This window comes from Cryobacterium arcticum (genome assembly GCF_003185895.1).
Lineage (GTDB): Bacteria > Actinomycetota > Actinomycetes > Actinomycetales > Microbacteriaceae > Cryobacterium > Cryobacterium arcticum.
Genome location: NZ_QHLY01000005.1, coordinates 523,200 through 544,754, shown reverse-complemented (window position 1 = coordinate 544,754; position 21,555 = coordinate 523,200). Strand labels below are relative to the sequence as shown.

20 protein-coding genes and 1 riboswitch are annotated in these 21,555 nt (G+C 68.0%); of the genes, 14 read left to right on the top strand and 6 right to left on the bottom strand.

The window, feature by feature from the left end; all coding sequences use genetic code 11:
* Positions 1–64 precede the first annotated feature (64 nt).
* Both CTB96_RS04175 and CTB96_RS04170 read right to left on the bottom strand, forming a co-directional pair.
* Positions 65–1,075 carry an LLM class flavin-dependent oxidoreductase gene (locus CTB96_RS04175; protein WP_110125626.1) on the bottom strand — a complete coding sequence of 337 codons (1,011 nt, stop codon included), beginning with the start codon at positions 1,073–1,075 and terminating at the stop codon, positions 65–67.
* A gap of 8 nt (positions 1,076–1,083) precedes the next feature.
* A complete protein-coding gene (locus CTB96_RS04170; RefSeq protein ID WP_110125625.1) occupies positions 1,084–1,884 on the bottom strand; it encodes an alpha/beta fold hydrolase in 801 nt (266 codons plus the stop codon).
* 333 nt (positions 1,885–2,217) lie between these two features.
* Between CTB96_RS04170 and CTB96_RS04165 the strand changes: the two genes are divergently transcribed.
* Positions 2,218–3,108, top strand: a complete 891-nt coding sequence (locus CTB96_RS04165; protein WP_110125624.1) for a hypothetical protein — start codon at positions 2,218–2,220, stop codon at positions 3,106–3,108.
* A gap of 11 nt (positions 3,109–3,119) precedes the next feature.
* On the opposite strand, the gene CTB96_RS04160 is transcribed toward CTB96_RS04165, so the two are convergent.
* Positions 3,120–4,127 (bottom strand): LacI family DNA-binding transcriptional regulator, encoded by a 1,008-nt coding sequence (locus tag CTB96_RS04160; RefSeq protein ID WP_110125623.1) that lies wholly within the window; start codon positions 4,125–4,127, stop codon positions 3,120–3,122.
* Positions 4,128–4,419: 292 nt separating this feature from the next.
* On the opposite strand from CTB96_RS04160, the gene CTB96_RS04155 reads away from it, so the two are divergent.
* From CTB96_RS04155 to CTB96_RS04120, 8 genes are all read left to right on the top strand, one after another.
* Positions 4,420–5,700 (top strand): ABC transporter substrate-binding protein, encoded by a 1,281-nt coding sequence (locus CTB96_RS04155; RefSeq protein ID WP_248283201.1) that lies wholly within the window; start codon positions 4,420–4,422, stop codon positions 5,698–5,700.
* Positions 5,701–5,790: 90 nt separating this feature from the next.
* Positions 5,791–6,675 (top strand): carbohydrate ABC transporter permease, encoded by an 885-nt coding sequence (locus tag CTB96_RS04150; RefSeq protein WP_110125622.1) that lies wholly within the window; start codon positions 5,791–5,793, stop codon positions 6,673–6,675.
* A 3-nt stretch (positions 6,676–6,678) separates the two neighbouring features.
* Complete coding sequence (locus tag CTB96_RS04145) at positions 6,679–7,590, top strand: carbohydrate ABC transporter permease (protein WP_110125621.1); 912 nt, start codon at positions 6,679–6,681, stop codon at positions 7,588–7,590.
* Between the two features lie 4 nt (positions 7,591–7,594).
* Positions 7,595–10,255 carry a glycoside hydrolase family 78 protein gene (locus CTB96_RS04140; protein WP_110125620.1) on the top strand — a complete coding sequence of 887 codons (2,661 nt, stop codon included), beginning with the start codon at positions 7,595–7,597 and terminating at the stop codon, positions 10,253–10,255.
* 80 nt (positions 10,256–10,335) lie between these two features.
* Positions 10,336–11,376: a family 43 glycosylhydrolase gene (locus CTB96_RS04135; RefSeq protein ID WP_110125619.1), complete on the top strand. Its 1,041-nt coding sequence runs from the start codon at positions 10,336–10,338 to the stop codon at positions 11,374–11,376.
* 26 nt (positions 11,377–11,402) lie between these two features.
* Positions 11,403–11,498: riboswitch (TPP riboswitch) on the top strand.
* Entirely contained in the window at positions 11,493–12,299 is an 807-nt protein-coding gene (gene thiM, locus CTB96_RS04130) for a hydroxyethylthiazole kinase (protein WP_110125618.1), read from the top strand. It overlaps the preceding riboswitch by 6 nt.
* Positions 12,296–12,949 carry a thiamine phosphate synthase gene (gene thiE / locus CTB96_RS04125; protein WP_110125617.1) on the top strand — a complete coding sequence of 218 codons (654 nt, stop codon included), beginning with the start codon at positions 12,296–12,298 and terminating at the stop codon, positions 12,947–12,949. The genes thiM and thiE overlap by 4 nt, the downstream gene beginning before the upstream one ends.
* Entirely contained in the window at positions 12,946–14,445 is a 1,500-nt protein-coding gene (locus tag CTB96_RS04120) for a bifunctional hydroxymethylpyrimidine kinase/phosphomethylpyrimidine kinase (RefSeq protein ID WP_110125616.1), read from the top strand. The genes thiE and CTB96_RS04120 overlap by 4 nt, the downstream gene beginning before the upstream one ends.
* On the opposite strand, the gene CTB96_RS04115 is transcribed toward CTB96_RS04120, so the two are convergent.
* Both CTB96_RS04115 and CTB96_RS04110 read right to left on the bottom strand, forming a co-directional pair.
* Positions 14,446–14,991, bottom strand: a complete 546-nt coding sequence (locus tag CTB96_RS04115; protein ID WP_110125931.1) for a DUF1697 domain-containing protein — start codon at positions 14,989–14,991, stop codon at positions 14,446–14,448.
* A 44-nt stretch (positions 14,992–15,035) separates the two neighbouring features.
* The gene (locus CTB96_RS04110; RefSeq protein WP_248283200.1) at positions 15,036–15,281 is read right to left on the bottom strand and encodes a hypothetical protein; all 246 of its coding nucleotides are present in this window, start codon (positions 15,279–15,281) and stop codon (positions 15,036–15,038) included.
* A 146-nt stretch (positions 15,282–15,427) separates the two neighbouring features.
* On the opposite strand from CTB96_RS04110, the gene CTB96_RS04105 reads away from it, so the two are divergent.
* The 4 genes from CTB96_RS04105 to CTB96_RS04090 all read left to right on the top strand — a co-directional run bounded on the left by CTB96_RS04105 (position 15,428) and on the right by CTB96_RS04090 (position 18,880).
* Positions 15,428–16,102 (top strand): TetR/AcrR family transcriptional regulator, encoded by a 675-nt coding sequence (locus CTB96_RS04105; RefSeq protein WP_110125615.1) that lies wholly within the window; start codon positions 15,428–15,430, stop codon positions 16,100–16,102.
* Positions 16,099–17,310, top strand: a complete 1,212-nt coding sequence (locus tag CTB96_RS04100) for a DUF6544 family protein (RefSeq protein ID WP_110125614.1) — start codon at positions 16,099–16,101, stop codon at positions 17,308–17,310. Before CTB96_RS04105 ends, CTB96_RS04100 begins: the two co-directional genes overlap by 4 nt.
* Positions 17,311–17,416: 106 nt before the next feature.
* A complete protein-coding gene (locus CTB96_RS04095; RefSeq protein WP_110125613.1) occupies positions 17,417–18,274 on the top strand; it encodes an endonuclease/exonuclease/phosphatase family protein in 858 nt (285 codons plus the stop codon).
* Positions 18,275–18,283: 9 nt separating this feature from the next.
* A complete protein-coding gene (locus CTB96_RS04090; protein WP_110125612.1) occupies positions 18,284–18,880 on the top strand; it encodes a DUF2238 domain-containing protein in 597 nt (198 codons plus the stop codon).
* A gap of 14 nt (positions 18,881–18,894) precedes the next feature.
* Here the strand turns inward: CTB96_RS04090 and CTB96_RS04085 are convergent, their stop codons facing one another.
* A complete protein-coding gene (locus tag CTB96_RS04085) occupies positions 18,895–19,803 on the bottom strand; it encodes an HAD family hydrolase (RefSeq protein WP_110125611.1) in 909 nt (302 codons plus the stop codon).
* A 237-nt stretch (positions 19,804–20,040) separates the two neighbouring features.
* Between CTB96_RS04085 and CTB96_RS04080 the strand changes: the two genes are divergently transcribed.
* Positions 20,041–21,534, top strand: coding sequence for a glycoside hydrolase family 32 protein (locus CTB96_RS04080; protein ID WP_110125610.1), 1,494 nt, complete (start codon positions 20,041–20,043; stop codon positions 21,532–21,534).
* Positions 21,535–21,555: the final 21 nt, after the last annotated feature.

Sequence of the window (21,555 nt, the reverse complement as noted above, 5' to 3'; positions counted from 1 at the left end):
ATCTGGTCCAAGAACTACCAGTGCGCGGGAGGTCGCGCAAGCGACATGCGAGGCAGTCGGCCGATCAGCGGCCGAACACCTCGATCAGACGGCGGTAGTTCGCGTTCGCCGCATCCGGGTCGAGGTTGAACCCGCCGCCGAACGAGACCCAGTCGACCAAGCCCTCGTAGCGACCGAGCTTCTCGAGCACCTCGTCGGGGCTGCCGGCCAGCGCGATCTCGTCGACCATCCGGTCGCTGACCGCCGCGATCTGGGCGGCCTTGTCGCCCTCCCGCAGCGCCTTCTCGCCCGCGGCCAGTTCGGCCTCGAACCCGAAGGGTTCGATCAGGGTGCGGAAGTACGGGATGGCGAAGTAGAACGCCAGCTGCGCCCGGCAGAGGTCGTAGGCGGTGGCGCGATCCTCGTGGATGCCAACGAACCGACCGATGCCGCGGTCGATGGGCTGCCCGGCCAGCGGGCCGCGGGCCCGACCGGCGGCCAGGTAGTCGGTGGCGTTCTTCTCGATCCACTCGATCGGGTGGATCGAGTTGAGCATCACCCCGTCGCAGAGCTCGCCCGAGAGCTCGGTCATGTGCCGCTGCGACACCCCGAGTACCAGGGGAACCGGCTCGGCCAGTTCGATATCCCAGTTGGCGAAGCCGTGGCTGGGGAAGAACTCGCCGTCGACATCCGTGGGGGCGTCGGCGGAAGCATCGAGGCAGGCCCGCACCGCGGTCAGGTACTCCCGCATGCGCGGGATCACCGGGTCGAACTCCAGGCCGTGCCAGCCGGTCACCCAGGCCTTGGGGGTGGGGCCGATGCCCAGGCTGAACCGGCCGCCGCTGAGGTTGGCGACCGTGGCGGCGGCGTGCGCCATCGTGGCCGGGGTGCGCGTCCAGCCGGCGATGCTCGTGATCAGTTGCACGCGTTCGGTGCTCACCGCCAGCGCTCCCATCAACGCGAACGACTCGGAGCCGCTATCGCCGCCGGTCACCAGGTCGAAGCCGTGCTCCTCGGCCTGCCGGGCGAGGTCGATCATGGTGCGGAAGTCGCCGCCGACGCTGCCGAGGGAGAGTCCGATTTTCAGGTCAGTCATGGTGAGCCTCAGTTCGTGCTCGTGGTGAAGAAGTCGTGCATCAGGGCGGTGAGTTCGTCGGGGGCCACATCGAAGGCGTCGATCCCGAGGTCACGGATGTCGGCGAGGGTGGCGTTGGGGAACACCTCGATACTCGCGACGGTCTCGTCGTGCAGCATCTCGTTGGAGCCGCACATCGCGAGCACCGGGTTGGTCACCGCGCTCACCAGGGCGACGGTGTCTTCCCGGCCCACGGCACGGTGGCCGTCGGGCCGGTGCAGGTCGGAGAGCAGCACTTCGGCGATGTTGCGCGGCACCACGTGTGGCGCGGTGCTGGCGTCGCATAGTCCCCACCAGGTGGTCCAGGATGCGGCGAGTGCCGTGGCGTAGTCGGCGGTGAAGTCTGGTGCGGCTTCGGTAGCCAGCTCCACCGAGAGGTCGCCTTCGATCAGCGGCACGCCCCACAGCGCCAGGGCTCCCACCCGATCGGGCAGTGCGCGGGCCAGGGCCAGGGCAACGCCGGCGCCGGTGTGGTGGCCGATCACGTGGGTGGCGGGGATGTCGAGCTGGTCGAGCACAGCGGTCACGAGCGCGGCGTAGTCGTCGAGGCTGGGCAGGTCGCCGATCGGGTCGCTCATGCCGTAGCCGGGCAGGTCGAGCGCGGTGGCCCGGTATCCCAGGGCGGCCAGCGGCGCCATGATCGCCTCGAACATCGCGCCGGAGCTGGGCACCTGGTGCAGCAGCAGCACGGGCACGCCGTCGACGGGCCCGGTGCTACGCAGGTGCACCTGGGCATCCCCGACGGCGAGATAGCTTCGTTGAACGGTCATGGGAACTCCAGTCACTTGCCCGGGATTCGGCCCGTCCGCGGGCCGACACTCTCATTAGAAGGGCGGCTTATTTCGCCCCCATGACCCCCGCGGTAACGCTCCATTACGCCGCCCCGCGCCTCGGTCGAGCTGCCCCCGTCCGCTGGTCGAGCTTGTCGAGATCGGCCTGCGGGGCTTCGAGGTCGGTGGTGTGGCGCTGGCGCTGGGTGTGACCGCGGTGTTCGTGGTGCTGCCCAAGCCCCCGCGTGCTGAGTGCAGGGTGGTCGGGGTTGCTGTGCGCCCGGCCACATTCGCGGCTTCTAGACTGGCCGTCAACCACGGGGGAACAGACATATGACAGCTACGCCAGAACGCACGAGCTCACCACTCGCCGCCCGCCGTGAGGCCACCGCCCGTTTCCTCCGAAACCAGCTCCGGACCACCGCGCTCGTGCTCCTCATCGGCTCGGCGTCGCTCTACACGCTCATCGTCGCGGGCGTGGCGACGGATGCGCCCGTCGCCGCCTGGCTGATGACCCGGGTGCTGGTGCCGACCGGCGGGGGCGGCTGGGGAGGAATGACCATCGCGGTCGCACTGGCAGTGTTGCTCGGTGCGCTCTTCCTGCTCGGGGCCTGGCTACTCGTCGTGCTCGACATCGTGCGGCGCCAGCTGAGCCGCCGTGCCCCGGTCGATACCGCCAAGTCCATCTTCACGAACGTGCTGCGTTACCGGGTGCGCCCGCTCGGCGCGCAGGTGCACACCCTCTGGGCCGCCGGGTTCGCGGCCCTGTATTACCTCAGCTACCCGTTTCAACTCTCCCGCGGGCTGCTCACGCCCGAGGTGCTCGCCCGGGTGCAGAACCCGATCGAGCTGCAGATGCTGGTGCTGATGCCGGGTCTCACCATGGCGGCCGCCGCAGCAGCAACCCTGGTCTCGCTGATCAAAAAGCTCAGCTACCCCGGCCAGCTCCGCCGGCATCCGCTCACCCGTGCGAAGGCGGCCCCCAGCCTGATCCGCACGCTACTGTTCGCCCAGCGTGCCGATCTGACTCTCGGTGCCATCGGCGGCGTGGTCCTGGGCTTTGCGGCCATGCCGCTGAGCACCGGCGATCTCGAGGTCGCCGGGCTGCTCGCGGTGTTCGGGGCAGCGCTGATCGGCGCGGCGGTCATCCTCGCCCTGCAGTTCTGGCGCACCGGCGAGAGGCTTTACCTCGCGGGAAATAGCGGGGCAACGTCGCGCATATAACCAGTGGCTGGTCAGTCGCGGCGCCAGTCGTCGCCCAGCGTGCTGCGCCGCGGAACCAAATCCGGCTTGATGACCACGGTTCTCTTCAGGGTCAATGGGCCGCCATGGATTTCGTTGATCAGGAGTTGCGCGGCCGCTCTGCCCATCTCCTCGCCGTGTTGACTGATCGTGGACACCGGGATGGCGCTCTCCGACGCGAAGTGATTGTCGTCATAGCCGATGAAGGCCAGATCTGTTGGCACCTCGTACCCCGCGTTCTCGTCCAGCACCTGGATGGCGCCAACGGCAAGCAAGTCCGACGCCGCGACGGCGCCGTCGAATGTTCCGGCCGGCCGGGTCAGGATCTCCTGACCGGCTTGGCGCCCGTGAGCCATGTTGAGGCCACGGGTCTCGATGTGTTCCAGCGTCACGCCCGGGCTCTCGGCCACCGCTGCTCGTGCACCGGCGAGACGTTGGGCAACCGCCATGAGCATCAGTGGCCCGCCGAGGAACACCAGCCGAGTCCGGCCGAGGCCGATGAGGTGCCGGGCAGCCTCATAGCCGCCATGCACTTCGTCGGCGACCACGCCGGAATAGGTACCCGATTCGGATGCATAGTTCACCAGCACCAGGGGAGTCGTGCTGAGAACGGAGTTCGTGCGCGCAAACGCGGTGTCGAGCGGGGCGAGCAACACGCCCGCGACCCTGGATTGTTCAAAGAGGCTGATGTTCAGCGATTGCTTGGTGAGATCCACATCGGAATTCGCGATGAGAAGATTCATGCCGTGCTGTCGCACCGTGGCCTCGGCCCCGCGGGCGATGTCGACGAAGAGCGAATTGCTGAGGTCGGCCAACACGATGCCAATCGTGTTGCTGGTTCCCGCGGCGAGAGAGCGGGCGGCATCGTTGCGCACGAAGCCGAGTTCGGCGATCGACGCCATGACCTTGCGGCGGGTGAGTTCCTTCACCTTCTCTGGCTTGTTGAGCACGTTGGAGACGGTGCCGAGCGCTACACCGGCATGCAGGGCCACATCAGCCATGCTCGGTGCCGACTTTCCGGCCTCTCTCCGCGGCTGTGCCAAAGGATTTTCCGTTCCCACTGTGTGTAGCGACGGCGCCGTCGCTGATCGAATGTTCCCACATCATGCCCGCACTCGCGCGGGTCGCCGCGCGACAGCCGTACGAGAAATGAAGCGTTCCAAAATAGTAACCCAACAAGGGTTGACAGATCTGCGACCGCACGGATACCTTCTGTGAAACGCTTCAATTGTGAGGCTTCGCATTCAAGGAGGAATTGTGATCACAGCAGTGAAATCACGACGGAGGCGTTTTGTGCCCCTCGTGGCCGTTTTCGGAGCGGGAGCGCTTCTGCTCACCGCCTGCGGCCCAGCCGGAGGTGGCAGCGGCGCCGCCAGCGGCACATTCACCTATCTCGGCCAGACCGAGAACACCACCATCATCGGCACGCTCAACGCGCTGGCCAAAGATCAGTGCGCGGCCGAAGAGAAGGCGGCACCCCTCACCGCGGACAAGTCGGCGGGACCACAGTTCGATCAGAAGCTCCAGCTTCTGGCCGGCCAGGACGCCTTGTCGAACATGTCGATGGCCGCAGGAACGCCGTCGCTGATGCAGCAGTTCATCGATGCCGACCAGGTGGTCGACCTCTCGGCGGAACTCGACAAGCTCGGGGTCGCCGACAAGATCCTGCCCGCGGCGGAATCCACGATCAAGGCGCTCTACGGCGAAGACACGCTGTATTCGCTGCCGACCGAGTTCAACATCGAGGGGTTCTGGTACAACAAGGCGATCCTGGCCGACAACGGCATCGAGGCGCCCGCAACCTGGGATGACCTCGTCGAAGCCGCCGCGACGCTGGACGGAGCCGGCGTGCAACCCTTCTCCGCGGCCGGCAAGGATGGCTGGCCCATCACGCGACTCGTCGGCGACTACATCGCCCGCGACCTCGGACCGGACGCCCTCAGGGCCGTCGCCGACGGCGACGCCAAACTGACCGACCCCGAGTACGTGAAGGCAGCGGATGCTGTCGCTGCCCTCGGCGAGGCCGGCTACTTCGGCGAGGCCATCGGCTCGATTGACTACAACGCCGCCATCAACGAGTTCCTCACCGGCAAGTCCGCCTTCTTCTACATGGGCAGCTGGGCGCTGGCCAACTTCAACGACGAGGCGCAGAACACCATCGGTGCCGACAACATCGGCTTCGCGCCATTCCCCGACGTCGAGGGCGGCAAGGGATCGATCGACCAGGTGCCGGCAAACGTCGGTGTGCCCGTCATGTTCGCGCAGAAGGACTTCGGCGACGACCAGGCGGCCTGGCTGAAGTGCATCGTCTCCAACTACGGCGATGCCGTACTCAACGAGAGCGGCGTCGTGTCGGGGTTCGCGCTCGACAACCCGCCCGCCGACCTGCCCGAAACGACGCAGATCGTGCAGCAGCAGATCCAGGATGCCCCGTCGAGCATCCTGTGGTTCGAGGCGCTGTTCACCTCCAAGGGCACCAGCGTCAGCCAGACCAATGGCGGTGGCCTCGCCAGCGGCAGCATCAGCGGAGCTGACTTCATGAAGCTCGTGCAGGCAGCCAACGACGAGGGGTAACTCCTCGCCCCAGTAGTACGGGGGCGTGGCGCACGCGCTGCGCCCCCGCTCATCACCCGCTGCTCCGGCAGCCCATAGACGGAAAGAACCATGGAAAGAGTCCTCGGCGACAAGCGCGCCATCCTGATCCTTCTCGGGCCGGCCCTCCTGGTCTACTCGCTCATCATGCTCGTGCCGATCATCTGGTCCCTCGGCTATACGGTCCTCGACGGCAACCCGATCGTCGGGTTCACCTTCAACGGCTTCGACAACTTCATCAAGTTCTTCCAGGATCCGGCGGCCTGGAGCGCCATCTGGTTCACCGTGCGATTCGCGGTCGTGATGACCGTGCTCCAGGTCGGGGCCGGCTTCGGGCTGTCTCTGCTCTACGTCTTCTGGCTGAAGAGGTCGTCGTCGGCGATCCGCACCATCATCTTCTTCCCGATCGTGCTTCCGACCGTGGCCGTCGCGCTGCTGTTCCAGCGTCTGTTCGAGGCGGCGCCCACGACCGGCCCGGTCAACTCATTCCTCAACCTGCTCGGCATCGACTCGGTCGACTGGTTCGGCACGCCGGCCGCGTCGTTCTGGATCCTGCTGCTGATGGGGCTCTGGCAGTCGATGGGCTTCTATGGCGTTCTGCTGTACGCCGGCCTGCTCGACATCCCCGAAGAAATGCTCGAGTCCGCACGGCTCGACGGAGCAGGCGGCTGGAAACTCATCCGCACGATCGTGCTTCCGCTCTCCCTTCCGGTGCTGCTGTCGTCACTCATCTTCAGCATCAACGGCACCCTCAAGGTCTTCGACAGCGTCGTCGCCCTGACCAACGGGGGCCCGGGAAACGCCACGACCCCGCTGACGGTGTACATGTTCCAGACCTCGTTCACCTACGGACAGTACGGATACGGCAGCACGATCGCCCTCATGTTGACGATCCTCTGTCTGATCTTCACCATCTTCATCTTCCGGTCCACCCGCCGCGACGTCACGAAAAGCTGACCAATGACCACTCAGACCACCACCATCCCCCGCGTCACCCCGCGACAGAACCCTCGGAGTGCCGTGCCGCGCAAGCGGAAAGTCACCGCACGGCAGTTCTTCTCGCGCCTGCCGATTCGGGTATTCCTGGCAGTGCTTCTCGTCATCGTGATTTATCCGATGCTCTGGATGTTCCTGGGCTCGTTCAAGACGCAGAGCGAGTTCCTCAACGAGCCGTTCTGGGCCCTCCCGCAGAGCTGGTCGCTCGACAACTACGTGTCCGTTTTCGACAGCGGCTTCGGCACCTACATCGTGAACAGCATCATCGTGGTCTTCCCCTCGCTCGCGGTCATCCTGATCGTGGGTGTTGCCGCGGGCTTTGCGCTCGAGGTCATGGTCTGGAAGGGCCGCGGAACCGTTCTGCTGCTCTTCCTGGCCGGCATCATGGTGCCCACCCAGATGATCATCCTGCCGCTGTTCACGATCTACTTCCGCACCGGCCTCACCGGTAGCTACTGGCCGATGATCCTCACCTACATCGCCACCGGGCTGCCGCTGACCGTCTTCATGATGGCGACCTTCTTCCGGTCGGTGCCCCGCGAGATCTTCGAGGCCTCCACCCTGGACGGCGCCAGCATCCTGCGCTCATTCTGGGCGGTGGGGCTGCCCTTGGTGAAGAACGCCATCTTCACCGTGGGCCTGGTGCAGTTCTTCTTCCTCTGGAACGACCTGCTCATCGCCCTCACCTTCACCAACAGTGATGCGCTGCGCACCATCCAAGTCGGCCTGCTGAACTTCACCGGCCAATACGGCGCCGTGCAGTACGGGCCGACTTTTGCCGCGATCGCCGTCAACGTTCTCGGAACACTGTTCATCTACCTCTTCCTGAACCAACAGGTCATGAAGGGCCTCACCGCCGGATCGGTCAAGGGATAGCGACATGAGTACCACCACCACCGCACAGGTCGCCGCAATCGCCGACATCTGGCTGGAGAATCGCCGGGGTGGCTCGACCCTCGGAATCGCCGAGCGTCGCCCGCGCATCTCCTGGACCACCGCAGCCGAAGTGTCGATCGAATCACTCGACCTGGAACTCCTTCGTGGCGATGGAAGCGTTCAGCGGCACACCGAAGCGGGCGCCCAGAGCCGGCTCATCGCCTGGCCGTTTCCCCCGCTCAGCTCGCGTGAATCAGTCATTCTGCGCGTGCGTCCGGGAGGGGACTCCGTGCCACCGGATGCGGAGTGGAGCGCTCCCCTGCAGGTCGAAGCGGGGCTACTCGAGCGCAGCGACTGGGCAGTACCGTTTGTCGCCGCCTCAGTCTCGGAACCACAGGGGACCCTCCGCCCGGGCTACCTGCTCCGAGCCGAGTGGGACAGCACCGCCCTCGGCCTTGAGCCCGGCACCGTGCAGCGAGCGCGGATCTACTCGAGTGCCCACGGGATCTACGAACTCGAGCTCAATGGCCGGCCGGTCTCCGACGACCTGCTCTCACCCGGTTGGACCAGCTACAGCCACCGCCTGCGCTATCAGACGTACGACGTGACCGAAGCCGTGCGATCCGGCCGCAACGCCGTCGGGGTCTGGGTTGCCGACGGCTGGTACCGCGGGCGCATCGGATTCGAGGGCGGGCTGTGGGACGTCTACGGGCAGGATGCGTCGGTGCTGGTGCAGTTGGAGCTGACCCGTTCGGACGGGACCGTCGTGCTGGTTCCCCTGACCGACGCCTGGCGATGGAGCGAGTCACCCGTCACGGAGGCCGGTCTCTACGAGGGTGAAAGTTACGACGCCCGGCTGTTGCCGGCCGGTTGGAGCGAGGTCGGGTTCGATGCGACCGGGTGGAAGACCCCCACCCAGCTCGACCTGGCCTCGTTCCCCGCCGAGCTGGAACCGCCGACCGGTCCGGCCGTGCGAGTGACCGAGGTTCTGCCACCGGTCAGTGTCGAACTGGTCGCGGGCAATCGCATCCGGCTGGACTTCGGCCAGAACATCGCCGGCAAGCTGCGCATCCGTGTCGCCGGCCCCGCCGGGCACGTTGTGACCCTGCATCACGCCGAGGTCATCGAGGACGGCCTGCTCGGGGTGCGGCCGCTCCGCTCCGCGGTGTCGGTCGACCGGTACACCCTGGCCGGTGCGGGGATCGAGGAATGGACCCCGCGGTTCACGCTGCACGGCTTCCGCTACGCCGAGCTGGAAAACTGGCCCGGCGGCATCGAAACGGTAGACGTCGAAGCCCTGGTCGTGCACACCGACATGGAGCGGACCGGCTGGTTCGACAGCTCCCACCCGGGCCTCAACCGCCTGCACGAGAACGTCGTCTGGAGCATGCGCGACAACTTCGTCGACCTGCCCACCGACTGCCCTCAGCGCGACGAACGCCTCGGCTGGACGGGCGACATCCAGGTCTTCGCGCCCACGGCCGTGCGGCTGTTCGGCGTGCACGGGACCCTTAGCGGCTGGCTTCGGGATGTCGCCTACGAGCAGGCCGACCAGGGCCACGTACCCAATTTCGTGCCCTGGATCGAATGCGGATTCCCCAATCACCCCACCGCAGCCTGGGGCGATGCCGCGGTCATCGTGCCGTGGGAGATGTACCGGCACGACGGCGACACCCGCGTCCTCGCCGACCAGTACGCCAGCATGCGCGCCTGGGTGGATCTTGTCGACAACCTGACCGGCAACACCGGCCTGTGGAACACGGGCTTCCAGCTCGGCGACTGGCTCGACCCGACCGCGCCGCCCGAGAGCCCCGGCGACTCCCGCACCGACAAGTACCTCGTGGCCACCGCCTACCACGTGCGCACCGCGCGTCTTCTGGCCGAGACCGCGACGATCCTCGGAAAGGACGCCGACGCGGCGCACTATCGCACGGTCGCCGAACGCGCCACGACGGCCTTCCAGGCCGAGTACATTGCGCCCAACGGGCGGGTGGTCAGTGACACCGTCACGGCGATCGCCGTTGCCATTGTGTTCGAACTGTTCGCCACCGAGGAGCAGGTGGCCCGGGCGGGGCAGCGACTGCTGCACCTCGTTGCGGCCAGTGACTTTCACATCAGCACGGGGTTCGTGGGCACGCCGATCATTTGTGACGCCCTGGTGCGAGCCGGCGGGCTCGACGCCGCCTACCACCTGCTTCTGCAGGACGAGTTGCCCTCGTGGCTGTACCCCGTGACCATGGGGGCCACCACCATCTGGGAGCGCTGGGACAGCATGCTCCCCGACGGCTCCGTGAACCCGGGCGACATGACCTCGTTCAACCACTACGCCCTGGGTGCGGTCGCCGACTTCATGCACCGCGTTGTCGCGGGCCTCGACTCCGCAGAGCCGGGATTCGCCCGCCTGCGGATCGCGCCGCAACCTGGTGGCGGGCTGACGCACGCGTCGGCCAGTCACCTCACTCCATTCGGCCTGGCATCGTCCCGATGGCGCCGGGACGGCGGACGCTTCTTCCTGGACGTCGAAGTGCCACCGGGTACCACGGCCACGGTTGTACTTCCCAACGAGGGCGGGGTACACGAGGTGGGTGCCGGTGCGCACTCGTTCACCAGCGGGTTCCGCGACCCGTCCGACGACCCGGCCAAGCCGCCGTTCAGCCGGTGGTAGCGGCGGGGACGCCGCAGCCGGCGCCCGCGTCGCACCCGGCTTTCGACTCCCGAACTCGTTCATCCGTGAAAGGAACAGCAATGCAGCAGTCCATCCTCCCCGGCCAGCCCTGGCTCGACACGACAGGTGAGCGGATCCAGGCCCACGGCGGATCTATCCTCTTCGTCGACGGTGTCTTCTACTGGTACGGCGAGAACAAGGAGCGCACTGCTCCCGGTAACGGCATCTGGCACTGGGGCGTGCGCTGCTACGCGTCGACCGACCTGTACAACTGGGAAGACAAGGGGCTGATCATCCCACCCGTGCTCGACGACCCAGAGAACCCCATGCACCCGGCGCAGCTCGCCGACCGTCCGCACATCATCTATAACGCCCGCACCCGCAAATACGTGTGCTGGGTCAAGGTGATGCAACGCAACAACGACCAGATGTCGAGCGTCTTCACGGCCGACGACATCCTCGGCCCGTACGAGCTCGTGCGCACGGGCCTCCGGCCCCTCGGCATGAACGCCGGCGACTTCGACCTCGTCGTCGACCCGTCGGACGGCAAGGCCTACTACTACTTCGAGCGCGTGCACAGCGAGCTGATCTGCGCCGACCTCACCGACGACTACACGGATGTCACCGGCAACTACTCCACCCATTTCCCCCTCAAGCAGCCCCCATTCGTGCGCGAGGCACCGGCGTACTTCCTCCGCGACCGCCGCCATTACCTGATCACCTCCGGCACCACCGGGTACTTCCCGAACCAGTCAGAGGCTGCCGTCGCCGACAGCTACCACGGCCCCTGGACCGTGATCGGTGACCCGCACCCCGGTGACCACACTCGCACTTCGTACCGATCACAACTGTCGTCGATCTTCAAGCATCCGCTCAAGAAAGACCTGTACATCGCCCTCGGCGACCGCTGGGTCGTGAACCCGCCGGCTGACCTGCCCGACATCCCCGCCCTGTTCGAAAAAGTCTTCGCCCCCGGCACGGATCAGAGCCAGTGGGGCGCCGTGACCTTGCCCGACCCCGACACCTCCATCGCCGACTACGTCTGGCTGCCCATCCGCTTCGACGGCGAAAACGTGCTCATCGACTGGCACGACGAATGGCGGATCGAGGACTACGACTGACCCGGCTGCACTACGCTGCAACAAAGCCATGTGACACGGGGTGCTCCCAACTGGGAGCTGAGATAACACCCGTTGAACCTGATCTAGTTAGTACTAGCGAAGGGATGTCGCGCTCAATGCGCACGCCAAAAGACCTGATTTCATTCACCTGTTCAGCGCTCGACGAGGTGCGATCCCAGTCGCCCCTGGTGCAGTGCATCACCAATAGCGTCGTGGTGAACTTCACCGCGAACGTGCTCCTCGCGCTCGGGGCGGCCCCCGCGATGGTCGACATTCCGGGGGAGGCCGGTCCGTTCGGCCGGGTCGCCTCCGGCCTGCTCGTCAACCTCGGCACCCCGACGGCCGAGCAACGGGACGCCATGCTCGAGGCGGTCGTCGCCGCGAACGACGCGGCCACCCCGTGGGTGCTCGACCCCGTCGCGATCGGGTTCCTGCCGGTGCGCACCCCGCTCGCCTTCGCTCTCCGTGACCTGCGGCCCAGCGTGGTTCGCGGCAACGCGTCGGAGATCATCGCCCTCGCGGGCGGCGGATCCGGCGGCCGGGGTGTCGATTCTGCCGACCAGGTGGATGCCGCGCTCGAGGCGGCGTCGGCGCTCGCCGGGAAGACCGGCGGCGTGATCGCCGTCTCCGGCCCGGTCGACCTCCTCACCGACGGTCGCGAGCTGGTGCGGATCGCCAACGGGCATCCGCTGCTCACCCGGGTCACCGGCGGTGGCTGCGCCCTCGGCGCGGTGATGGCCGCCTTCGCCGCGGTCGACGGCGACAGCTTCGCCACCACCGTGGCCGCCGCCACGGTCTACACGATCGCGGCCGAGATCGCCGCGGAGAACGCCACCGGCCCGGGCAGCTTCGCCGTCGCTTTCCTGGACGCGTTGGCCGGCGTCACCGCCGACGATGTGGCTCGGTTGGCGGTGCTCCGATGAGCCTGGACCTGTCGCTGTATCTCGTGACCGACTCGGCGCAGGCCACCGCGGCCGGGCACAGCCTTGTCGATGTGGTGCGCCGCGCGGTCGCTGGGGGAGTGAGCGCCGTGCAGGTGCGGGAGAAGGACGCAGCCGGGCGCCACTTCCTCGACACCGTGCTGCGCCTAGCTGACGAGCTGCCCGAGACGGTCGCGCTGATCGTGAACGACCGGGTCGACGTGTTCCTCGCCGCCAGCGCGGCCGGCCGCCGGGTGACCGGCGTGCACGTGGGCCAGTCCGACCTGCCCGTCGGTGCGGTGCGCGAACTCATCGGCGAGGATGCCGTGCTCGGGCTTAGCGCCTCCACCGTCGAACAACTGCGGATCGCCGCCGCCGACCCCGCCCGGGTGGACTACGTCGGCATCGGCGCCCTGCACGCCACCCGCACCAAACGCGACGCCCCACCGGCCCTGGGCCTGGCCGAATTCGCCCGGCTGGTCGGGCTGAGCGCGCTGCCGGCGGTGGCGATCGGCGGGGTCGGCGTGGCCGACCTGGCCGCGTTGCGGAGGTGCGGCGCGGCTGGCGCGGCCGTGGTGTCGGCGATCTGCGCGGCACCAGACCCGGAGCACGCCGCCCGCGAGCTGCGCGCGGCCTGGGGAGTGGGCGCATGAGCGTCGCAGCCACCGGCATCGCCCGGGTGCTGAGCATCGCCGGCACCGACCCGACCGGCGGCGCGGGCATCCAGGCCGACCTCAAAAGCATCGCCGCGACCGGCGGCTACGGCATGGCCGTGGTGACCGCGCTCGTCGCGCAGAACACCCACGGGGTGCGGTCGGTGCACGTGCCACCGGTGGCGTTCCTGGCCGAACAACTGCACGCCGTGAGCGACGACGTGCGGATCGACGCGGTGAAGATCGGCATGCTCGCCGACGTGCACGTCACCCGGACGGTGCGCGACTGGCTCACCCAGGTGAACCCGCCGATCGTCGTGCTCGACCCGGTGATGGTCGCCACCAGCGGTGACCGGCTGCTAACCCAGGATGCCGAGCAGGCGCTGCGCGAGCTGCTCCAGCAGGTGCACCTGGTCACGCCCAACGTGCCGGAGCTCGCCATCCTCGCCGGCGCCCCGGTCGCGACGACCTGGGCCGAGGTGCTGCGTCAGGCGCAGCAGGTCGCCGGGGAGCACGGCGTGCTCGTGCTGGCCAAGGGCGGGCATCTGGCCGGCAGCCTGGTGCCCGACGCCCTGGTCGACGCGTACACCGTGCGGGAATTCCCCGGGATGCGCATCGACACCCCGAACACGCACGGCACCGGCTGCTCCTTCTCCTCCGCCGTGGCCACCCGGGTGGCCGCCCGCACGTCCACGGGCGCGCCGAGCCTTGCGGACTGGGCCGACGCGATCGCCGAGGCCAAACTGTGGCTGACCGAGAGCATCACCCACGCCGACGACCTCGCAGTCGGATCGGGCCACGGCCCGATCCACCACTTCGCCGGCCTGTGGCAGCGGGGCGGCGTCAGCACCCGGCCCACTCCAGCCCGGGTGGCCGAGCGGTGGTGGGAGGAGATCCGCGACATCCGCACCGCGACCGACGACCTGCCGTTCGTGCGCGGCTTAGGCGACGGCTCGCTGCCGCGGGAGGCCTTCGTCTGGTACCTCGCCCAGGATGCGCTCTACCTCAGTGAGTACTCCCGCATGCTGGCCCTGGCCAGCCGGCTTGCCCCCTCCGCCGCGGAACAGACCTTCTGGGCGGCGAGTGCGCAGGGCGCGATCGACACCGAACTCGAGCTGCACACGAGCTGGATCGCCGACGGAGTCCTGGCCGGGGTGCTCCCGAGCGGCACCACCACGGCCTACCTCAACCACCTGGTCGCCGCCGGGGCCGGCGGTGACTACCCGGTGCTCATCGCCGCGCTGCTGCCGTGCTTCTGGATGTATCAGGACGTCGGCACCCGGCTGCATCCGCTCTCGCACGACGCGCATCCATACCGTAGCTGGCTGGACACCTACGCGGATGAGGCGTTTGCCGCCGCGACCGATCGGGCGATCAAGATCGTCACCACGGTCGCCGCCGCGGCGGACGAACCGACTCGCGACCGGATGGCGCGGGCCTTCCGGGCGTCGGCCGGGCACGAGCGGGAGTTCTTCGCCGCACCGCTGCGGGGTTGATCAGCCGGCGTCGAGGGCCTCGAGCAACCGGGTGACGGTGCGCCAGCTGCGCACCGTCACCCGTTGGAACACCGGCAGGCTCATGAACCTGGTGATCCGGGTCTTCGTGGCCCGCGCCGCCACCCGTGAGAAGTAGATCGCGTCGGGCCCCGGCGCCACCGCGTCCACCCCCTCCCGCAGTTCCGGGAGTTGCGCCCACGCCTCGTCGACGGTGAGCGGATGCTTGAGGAAGAACACCTCGCTGCGCAGCTCGGCCGAGCCATGGTCGGCCGGTGCCGCGGCGATGGTGGCGGCCAGCTCATCGCGGGAGCGCACCACGACCACGAGCGGAAGACCGAATCGAGCTTCCAGCATCCGCTCGAGGGCGCCTTCCAACTCCGGCTGCGATGGGGCTGCTGCGTTGAACAGCACGTTGCCGCTCTGCACGACGGAACGGGCGTCAGGGTAGCCGCCGTCGTGGAAGCAGGCGACGAGATCCGGCATGGCGATCAGGTTCTTGCCGCCCACGTTGATTCCGCGGAGCAGAGCCACAAATGCCGTTGTCATCATGGTCACCTCGCGGTCTTCGGCGGCGTGGTCGGGATCACCGTTCAGTCTGGTGGCTCGACGTTCTCACCGAACGGCGGCAGGTTGATGTCTTCGTCGTTCACGGCGACCTCACCGGAGTCGTCCGGGCCGCCGGTTCCCGGCGCCACCTTGACCTTCTCCTCGGCCTCCGGCTCGATCGCCGCCGGCGCGTCACCGGCCTGCTTGGCCGCGGTTTCGGCTTCGCTGGCCGGACTGTAGCTGGTGTCTTTGCGGGTTTGATCGGTGTCGTTCAGGTCCTTGCTGGGCATTGTCATCTCCTCCTGAAAGCGATGAGTTCAGAGCACACATTGTGCCCCCACTTGGGCAATTCGTCGCCCGTACCCTCATCAATGTGCCCGAATGCGCTGCCATCTCTGCTATAACGTTCCTAGGCGTAACGTATTGGAGATCTGAGATGTCAACCGACAGAGTGGCTACACGAAGGCCCGATGGACATGGTCAGGAGCGCGGCCGTCCGCGGCATCCCGACGTGGACGCCGCCATTCTCGCCGCGACCCTCGAGCTGCTCGGCGACGTCGGCTACCCGGCTTTCACCATCGCCGAGGTGGCCCGCCGTGCCGGGGTGGGCAAGCCCACGGTATACCGGCGCTGGGCGCAGAAGTCTCAGCTTGTGGTCGAGGCGATGAGCACCCAGATGCCCGGGCAGACCGGCGTGCGCATCGGCAGCGTCGCCGGGCAGCTGCTCGACTACGCCACCCGGCTGTCGGTCACGCTCACCCGCACTCCGCTTGGCCGGGTGCTGCCCGGCCTGGTCGCCGAGATGGCCACCGACCCGCAGCTGGCCGCCAGTTACCGCACTTTGATCATCGAGCCCACTCGACAGCTCTGGCGGGAGGCCGTGGAGCGAGGCATCGCATCCGGCGAGCTGATCGCCGACACCGACGTTGAATTCGTGCTCGACGCCCTCGCCGGCCCGCTCTATCTGCGGGTGCTGATCACCGGTGCGCCCGCCGACCCCGAGGCGCCGAGGTTGGCGGTGCAACTCGTGCTCGCGCGCTACGGCGTGGCGCCGGTCCAGGGCGATCCGCGGCATCCGTTCCGCACTCAGGATGCGCCGGCGGAACCATGAGCGCGACCCTCGATGCCGCCGGCGGGGCGATCTCCGCGCGAGCCTCGCGCATTCGGCGGCGCCGCATCGATCACACCATGGCCGTGCTTGGCGCTGTGGTCGTGATCGGCCATGGCTCGATCCACCTGATGGGGGTTGCGCTGTTCTGGCGGCTCGGCGAGACCGCCGAACTGCGATTCGCGGATGCCCGTCCCGCGGCGGGTACCGGCTGGGGGTTCGTGGTCGGCGCGGTCTGGCTGCTCGTGACCGTGCTCTTCCTGGTCGCCGCCGTGCTGTTGCTGCGCCCCTCGGTGATGTGGCGGCCCGTGGGCGCTCTGGCGGCGTTGGTCTCGGCGGCCGTACTGCTGCCCATGGCCGCCGCCACCGGCGCGGGACTGGGTGTGGACGTAGCCCTGCTCGGTATCGTGTTGTTCGGCTTCTGCACGGCGAGAGCCGAAAAGACCGACCCGGTTCGGGTGCCGAGAGAAGCGCGACGGGTGCGCGCGGCCTGGCGCACGCTTGCCACCCGCCCCGCCCCGACCGAGGTCTTCAGCGCTGAACTGGTGGCGGCGCTGCCCGAGCCCGCCAGGCGCTGGCTCACCCACGCCATCCCCGCCGGCACGCCGCTCTGGAACTCGGCGCGGGTCACCATGCACGGTCAGATCAAGCTCGGTTCCTGGCGCCGGTTCACCGCGCACCAGGTCGTCGCACCCAGCGCCGGCTACATCTGGGCTGCCACGGCCTGGCTGGGCGCGCTGCCCGTGCGCGGCTTCGACCGGTTCAGCTCCGGCACCGGCGAAATGCAGTGGCGGATGCTCGGCCTGATCCCGGTAGTCACCGCCGTGGGTGCCGACGTGAGCCGCAGCGCGGCCGGCCGGCTGGTGAGCGAGATCGTGCTCGCCCCCGCCGGCTTCCGGGCCGCAACCTGGGCCCCGGGCCGGTCGGCCGATCACGTGGTGGGCACCTGGCTGCTCGATGGCCAGGAAGAGAGCGTCGAGCTGCAGATCGGGCCGGCCGGAGAGGTACGGTCGGTGTTGGTGTCCCGCTGGGGCAATCCGGGCGGCGAGCCATTCGGCCGGTACCCGTTCGGGTGCACGATGCACAGCGAGGCCGCTTTCAACGGGGTCATCATCCCCGCCGCGGTGAGCGCGGGCTGGTGGTGGGGCACTGACCGGTGGGCCGAGGGCGAGTTCTTCCGGGCCACCATTACCGAGGTCTCCCACGCCTGACGGATCGTCGCACCGGGTTTCGACAAACTCAACCAGCGAGAGCTGGTCGAGACCCGCCGAGCCCATGTTGGCCGGTTCAACCGGGGCGCCCGCGTACGCTGAGCGCATGACGGATGTGCCGCTGATCGGCCCGGTGACTGAACCCGACCTGCACGTGATGACCTTCAACATCCGCCGCCGGTTTCTGCATCTGCGTCCCGACAGCCCCGACCGGTGGGAGACCCGCCGGCCGCTGGTGCGCCGCATTCTCGCGGCCGAACAGCCCACCCTGCTGGGCGTGCAGGAGGCCCTCGCCGATCAGGCCGAGGTGGTGGCGAGCGGCCTCGGGCCGCACTACCGCTCGGTGGGCTACGGCCGCAATCCCGGCGGCGAGGGCGAGCGCTGCCCGATCTACTACGACACGCGGCGGCTGCACCTCACCGACTGGCGGCAGCGCGCACTGTCGTCGACCCCGGATGTTCCGGGGTCGCGGTCCTGGGGCAATGTGGTGCGCCGGGTGGTGGTGTCGGCGGAGTTCACCGACCGCGCCACCGGCGGCCGGTTGGTGGCGTTCAACACCCACTTCGACCATCTTTCCCGCCGGTCACGGCTGGAGTCGGCGGCGTACATCCTCACTCTGGTGCAGGCCGTGACGGCCGCCGACCCCACCGCGCTCACGGTGGTCACCGGTGATTTCAACACCGGGGTGGGCTCGGCCGCATATCGCCGGCTCACGGCCGGCGGCACGCTGCGCGACACCTGGGACGCCGCTGCCGTACAGCTGACGCCGCAGTGGGGCACCTTCTCCAACTACCGGCGCCGCCGGCCGGGCGGCAAACGCATCGATCTGATTCTGGTCGGCGCCGCAACGGATGTGGTCTCAACCGGAATCAACGCGGTGCGGTTCACCGGCCGGGCCGCCTCCGATCACGAACCCGTGCAGGCGGTGCTGCGCAGCCACTCGGGCGGGGAGCAACCCGGCTAGGGTGCTGCCATGATGCACACACTCGTGCGGGCGCCTGCGGGGCCGGCGGAGTTGGCCGCCGATGCGCTGCGGGTGCTGGCCCTGCTCGGCATCGTGATCGCGTCGATCGGCTGGGGCGCGGTGGCGGGCTGGAGCCTCGCCCTCGTGGCCGGCGGCATGGTCGTGCCGCGGCTGCTCGGCGTGCGGCCGAGTGTCGACATCGCCTTCGGTGTGGTGGTGCTGGTCGCGGTGTGGAGCAGCGTGCTGGACATCTACGTCAGCACCCGCTGGTGGGACCTGCCGGTGCACTTCCTCGCCAACGGACTGTGCGCGGCCGTGGCCTATATTCTGCTGGTGCGGCTGGCGGTCGTGGCCGACGCGGCGACGTTGCCACGGCCGGTGCTGTCGACCGTGGTCGTGACGACGGCGGTCGGGCTGACCCTGGGGGTGCTGTGGGAGATCTTCGAGTGGATCGGGCATACCTTCATCGACGAGGGCATCTTCGTGGGTTACACCGACACGATCGGCGACCTGGTCTGGGGCGGTCTCGGCGCCCTGCTCGCGGGGTGCGGCATGCGGTATCTGGCCGGGCATCCGTCGCCGCACGAGGGTGTCGCCGCCCGGTGACCGGCGAGGGCGCGTCAGCGCACCCGCTCGACCGTACCGAAGACCGTGTTCCAGTCGTTCCGCATACTCACGACGGTCCAGTCGAGCGCGGCCGCCCGGGCCACGGCGCGTTCGGCGCCGGTTGAATAGGCGAACTCGCGCTGGCCGTCGTCATGGTTGAGCAGGAGCGCGAACCGGGCCGATTCGAGCATCTCGATATCGACATCCGCATTGCCGCCGGCGAACACCGGCAGCCGGCCGGTTTGCGCGAAGATGTGTTCCGGTTTGCCGGGGCCGATGTCGAGACCGCCGAGGCCACTCTCGGTGCGCACGATCTGGCCGTCGACGTACCGGTAGTCGGCCGCGGAACCGATCACATTCTCCTTATAGATGCCCCAGGTCTCCTCGGCGAAGGTGCGCATGAAGTCGCGGCCGCCGCCGGAGCAGACGAACACCCGAAAGTCATTGGCCTTCAAATATTCGATCAGTTCCAGCATGGGCCGGTAAACCAGGTCGATGTATGGCACGTCGAATTTCGGCTGCTTCACCGTCTCCAGCCAGACCCGCACCTCGGCGTCGAAGTCCTGCGGCGTCGTGCCCGCCCACGACCGGCCGAAGGCCTCCAGCAGCGGCGTGATCGTCTCCGGATCTTGCGCCGCGACCCGGGCGAAAAACGACATGTCCTTCTCTGCCAGGGCTTTGTAGGGCTGGATGCTCGCCAGCAACGGGTCGGCCGCTACCTCCTTGCCCCAGCGCCGAAAGACGAAGTCGAACTGCGGCGGCAGCGGCTGCTCCGACCAAAGCGTGCCGTCGTTGTCGAACGCGGCGATGCGGTCGGCGACGTCGATGAAGCCGGCCCCTGGCGTGGTCGCCGTGGCCACGAAATCCAGTACGGCCCGTTTCGCTGGCCCAGCGTTCCAGCTCGGTAGTTCGCTGGCAGTCATCGCGCGTCTCCTCCCGGCGACCCGCGAGGTGTGGCTCGCCCGGTTGAGACGATCCCCCCGAATCGGTGCCTCCGCCTCGTCCCCTTCGGGTGATGATCCCCGCAGCCCCGGGCGGGTTGGTGCACCCACGCTGCATCAGAAAGAGACAGTTCGATCCAATTTTGATTAACCGCTTGATCTTTCATTTGTTAACCACTTATGGTTCTGATTAAGCGATTAACCAAAGGATCAGCGCCGATGCCACAGCACGTATTCTTCCAGCCACCACACGCGTGGGTGGGAGACATCATCCCCTTCGTAGCGAACGATGAGTTCCAGCTCTTCTATCTGCACGAGGAGCGCAGCTCGCCCAAGCCCGGCACTCCGTGGCACCTCGTCACGACCTCGAATCTTGTGGACTTCGAAGACCAGGGCTTGGCGTTCGAGCACGGATCGCCCACGGCCGCGGACTTCAACGTCTACACCGGCAGCATCGTCGACGACGGCGCTGGAACGCACCACCTGTTCTACACGGGCCAGAATCCCACGATCCTGGGTCAGGACGGCCTGCCGCTCCAGCTCGTCATGCACGCCACCAGCACCGATGGTCTGGCGAGCTGGCAGCGGTTCCCCGAGCACACCTTCGGGGCGTCGGCCGGATACGAGACCGGCGACTGGCGCGACCCCTTCGTCTTCCGCGACGACGAGGCCGGTCTGTGGCGGATGCTCATCGCCGCCCGCCACACCGACGGGCCCCAGCGCCGCCGGGGAACCATCGCCCAGTGCGTCTCCACCGACCTCGTGCACTGGGAGCCCGCCGAACCCTTCTGGGATCCGCGCCGCTACGTGGCCCACGAGTGCCCCGACGTCTTCCGCTGGGGTGACTGGTGGTACCTCGTCTACTCCGAGTTCTCGGAGAACTTCACCACCCGGTACCGCATGGCCCGAAGCCTCGCCGGCCCCTGGCTGGTACCCGAACACGACAGCATCGACGGACGCGCCTTCTACGCGGCCAAGACCGCCGAGCTGCACGGTCGCCGGTTCTTCTTCGGTTGGATCGCCAGCCGGGAAGGCGACCGCGATGACGGAGCCTGGCAGTGGGCCGGAACGATGTCCGTTCTCGAGGCGACCCAGAACGACGACGGCACGCTCGCCTTCGCCTTCGCACCCGAGACCCTGGCGAGCTTCACCGACGACGTGCCGCTCGGATTCACCGACACCGCGAACGCCGACGCTGCGTTGCGGCTCGATGCGCCGGACGGCTACTCCGTGCGGCTCTCCGACACCGAGACCCCGCGCCGGTTTCGCCTCTCCGTGACCCTCGACATCGCGGCCGGCACGACCGAATGCGGGGTACTCCTGCGGGCGAGCGACGACGGAGACTCCGCCTACATCCTCCGCCTCGAACCCAAACGGGGGCGGATGGTGTTCGACCGCTGGCCGCGCCGACGCACGGGAGACGGCCAGTGGGAGATCTCCGGCGATTCGCCCTATGTGATCGAGCTCGAACGCCCCTGCGACCTCTCGCCCGGCGAACACACGCTCGAGGTGATTGTGGACGGCGACCTCTGCGTCGCCAACCTCGACGGCCGCACCACGCTCAGCACCCGCATCTACGACCGCCCGGTCGGCCGGGTGGGCGTCTTCGTCGGAGAGGGCAGCCTCGTCGTGGGCGACCTGCGCTTGAGCACCGTGGGCACCACCACGGAAACCACCCAGACCCTGCCCGACCGGCAGCACGCACTCACCTGAACAACCCCATAATTCACATTC

Bases quoted from the DNA above. Each gene is read 5' to 3' on its own strand.
- CTB96_RS04145 (WP_110125621.1), top strand. From the start codon at position 6,679: ATGACCACTCAGACCACCACCATCCCCCGCGTCACCCCGCGACAGAAC.
- CTB96_RS04160 (WP_110125623.1), bottom strand. From the start codon at position 4,127: ATGGCTGATGTGGCCCTGCATGCCGGTGTAGCGCTCGGCACCGTCTCC.
- CTB96_RS04170 (WP_110125625.1), bottom strand. From the start codon at position 1,884: ATGACCGTTCAACGAAGCTATCTCGCCGTCGGGGATGCCCAGGTGCAC.
- thiM (WP_110125618.1), top strand. From the start codon at position 11,493: ATGCGCACGCCAAAAGACCTGATTTCATTCACCTGTTCAGCGCTCGAC.
- CTB96_RS04135 (WP_110125619.1), top strand. From the start codon at position 10,336: ATGCAGCAGTCCATCCTCCCCGGCCAGCCCTGGCTCGACACGACAGGT.
- CTB96_RS04115 (WP_110125931.1), bottom strand. From the start codon at position 14,991: ATGACAACGGCATTTGTGGCTCTGCTCCGCGGAATCAACGTGGGCGGC.
- CTB96_RS04080 (WP_110125610.1), top strand. From the start codon at position 20,041: ATGCCACAGCACGTATTCTTCCAGCCACCACACGCGTGGGTGGGAGAC.
- CTB96_RS04165 (WP_110125624.1), top strand. From the start codon at position 2,218: ATGACAGCTACGCCAGAACGCACGAGCTCACCACTCGCCGCCCGCCGT.
- CTB96_RS04095 (WP_110125613.1), top strand. From the start codon at position 17,417: ATGACGGATGTGCCGCTGATCGGCCCGGTGACTGAACCCGACCTGCAC.
- thiE (WP_110125617.1), top strand. From the start codon at position 12,296: ATGAGCCTGGACCTGTCGCTGTATCTCGTGACCGACTCGGCGCAGGCC.
- CTB96_RS04110 (WP_248283200.1), bottom strand. From the start codon at position 15,281: ATGCCCAGCAAGGACCTGAACGACACCGATCAAACCCGCAAAGACACC.
- CTB96_RS04120 (WP_110125616.1), top strand. From the start codon at position 12,946: ATGAGCGTCGCAGCCACCGGCATCGCCCGGGTGCTGAGCATCGCCGGC.
- CTB96_RS04105 (WP_110125615.1), top strand. From the start codon at position 15,428: ATGTCAACCGACAGAGTGGCTACACGAAGGCCCGATGGACATGGTCAG.
- CTB96_RS04085 (WP_110125611.1), bottom strand. From the start codon at position 19,803: ATGACTGCCAGCGAACTACCGAGCTGGAACGCTGGGCCAGCGAAACGG.
- CTB96_RS04100 (WP_110125614.1), top strand. From the start codon at position 16,099: ATGAGCGCGACCCTCGATGCCGCCGGCGGGGCGATCTCCGCGCGAGCC.
- CTB96_RS04150 (WP_110125622.1), top strand. From the start codon at position 5,791: ATGGAAAGAGTCCTCGGCGACAAGCGCGCCATCCTGATCCTTCTCGGG.
- CTB96_RS04140 (WP_110125620.1), top strand. From the start codon at position 7,595: ATGAGTACCACCACCACCGCACAGGTCGCCGCAATCGCCGACATCTGG.
- CTB96_RS04090 (WP_110125612.1), top strand. From the start codon at position 18,284: ATGATGCACACACTCGTGCGGGCGCCTGCGGGGCCGGCGGAGTTGGCC.
- CTB96_RS04175 (WP_110125626.1), bottom strand. From the start codon at position 1,075: ATGACTGACCTGAAAATCGGACTCTCCCTCGGCAGCGTCGGCGGCGAC.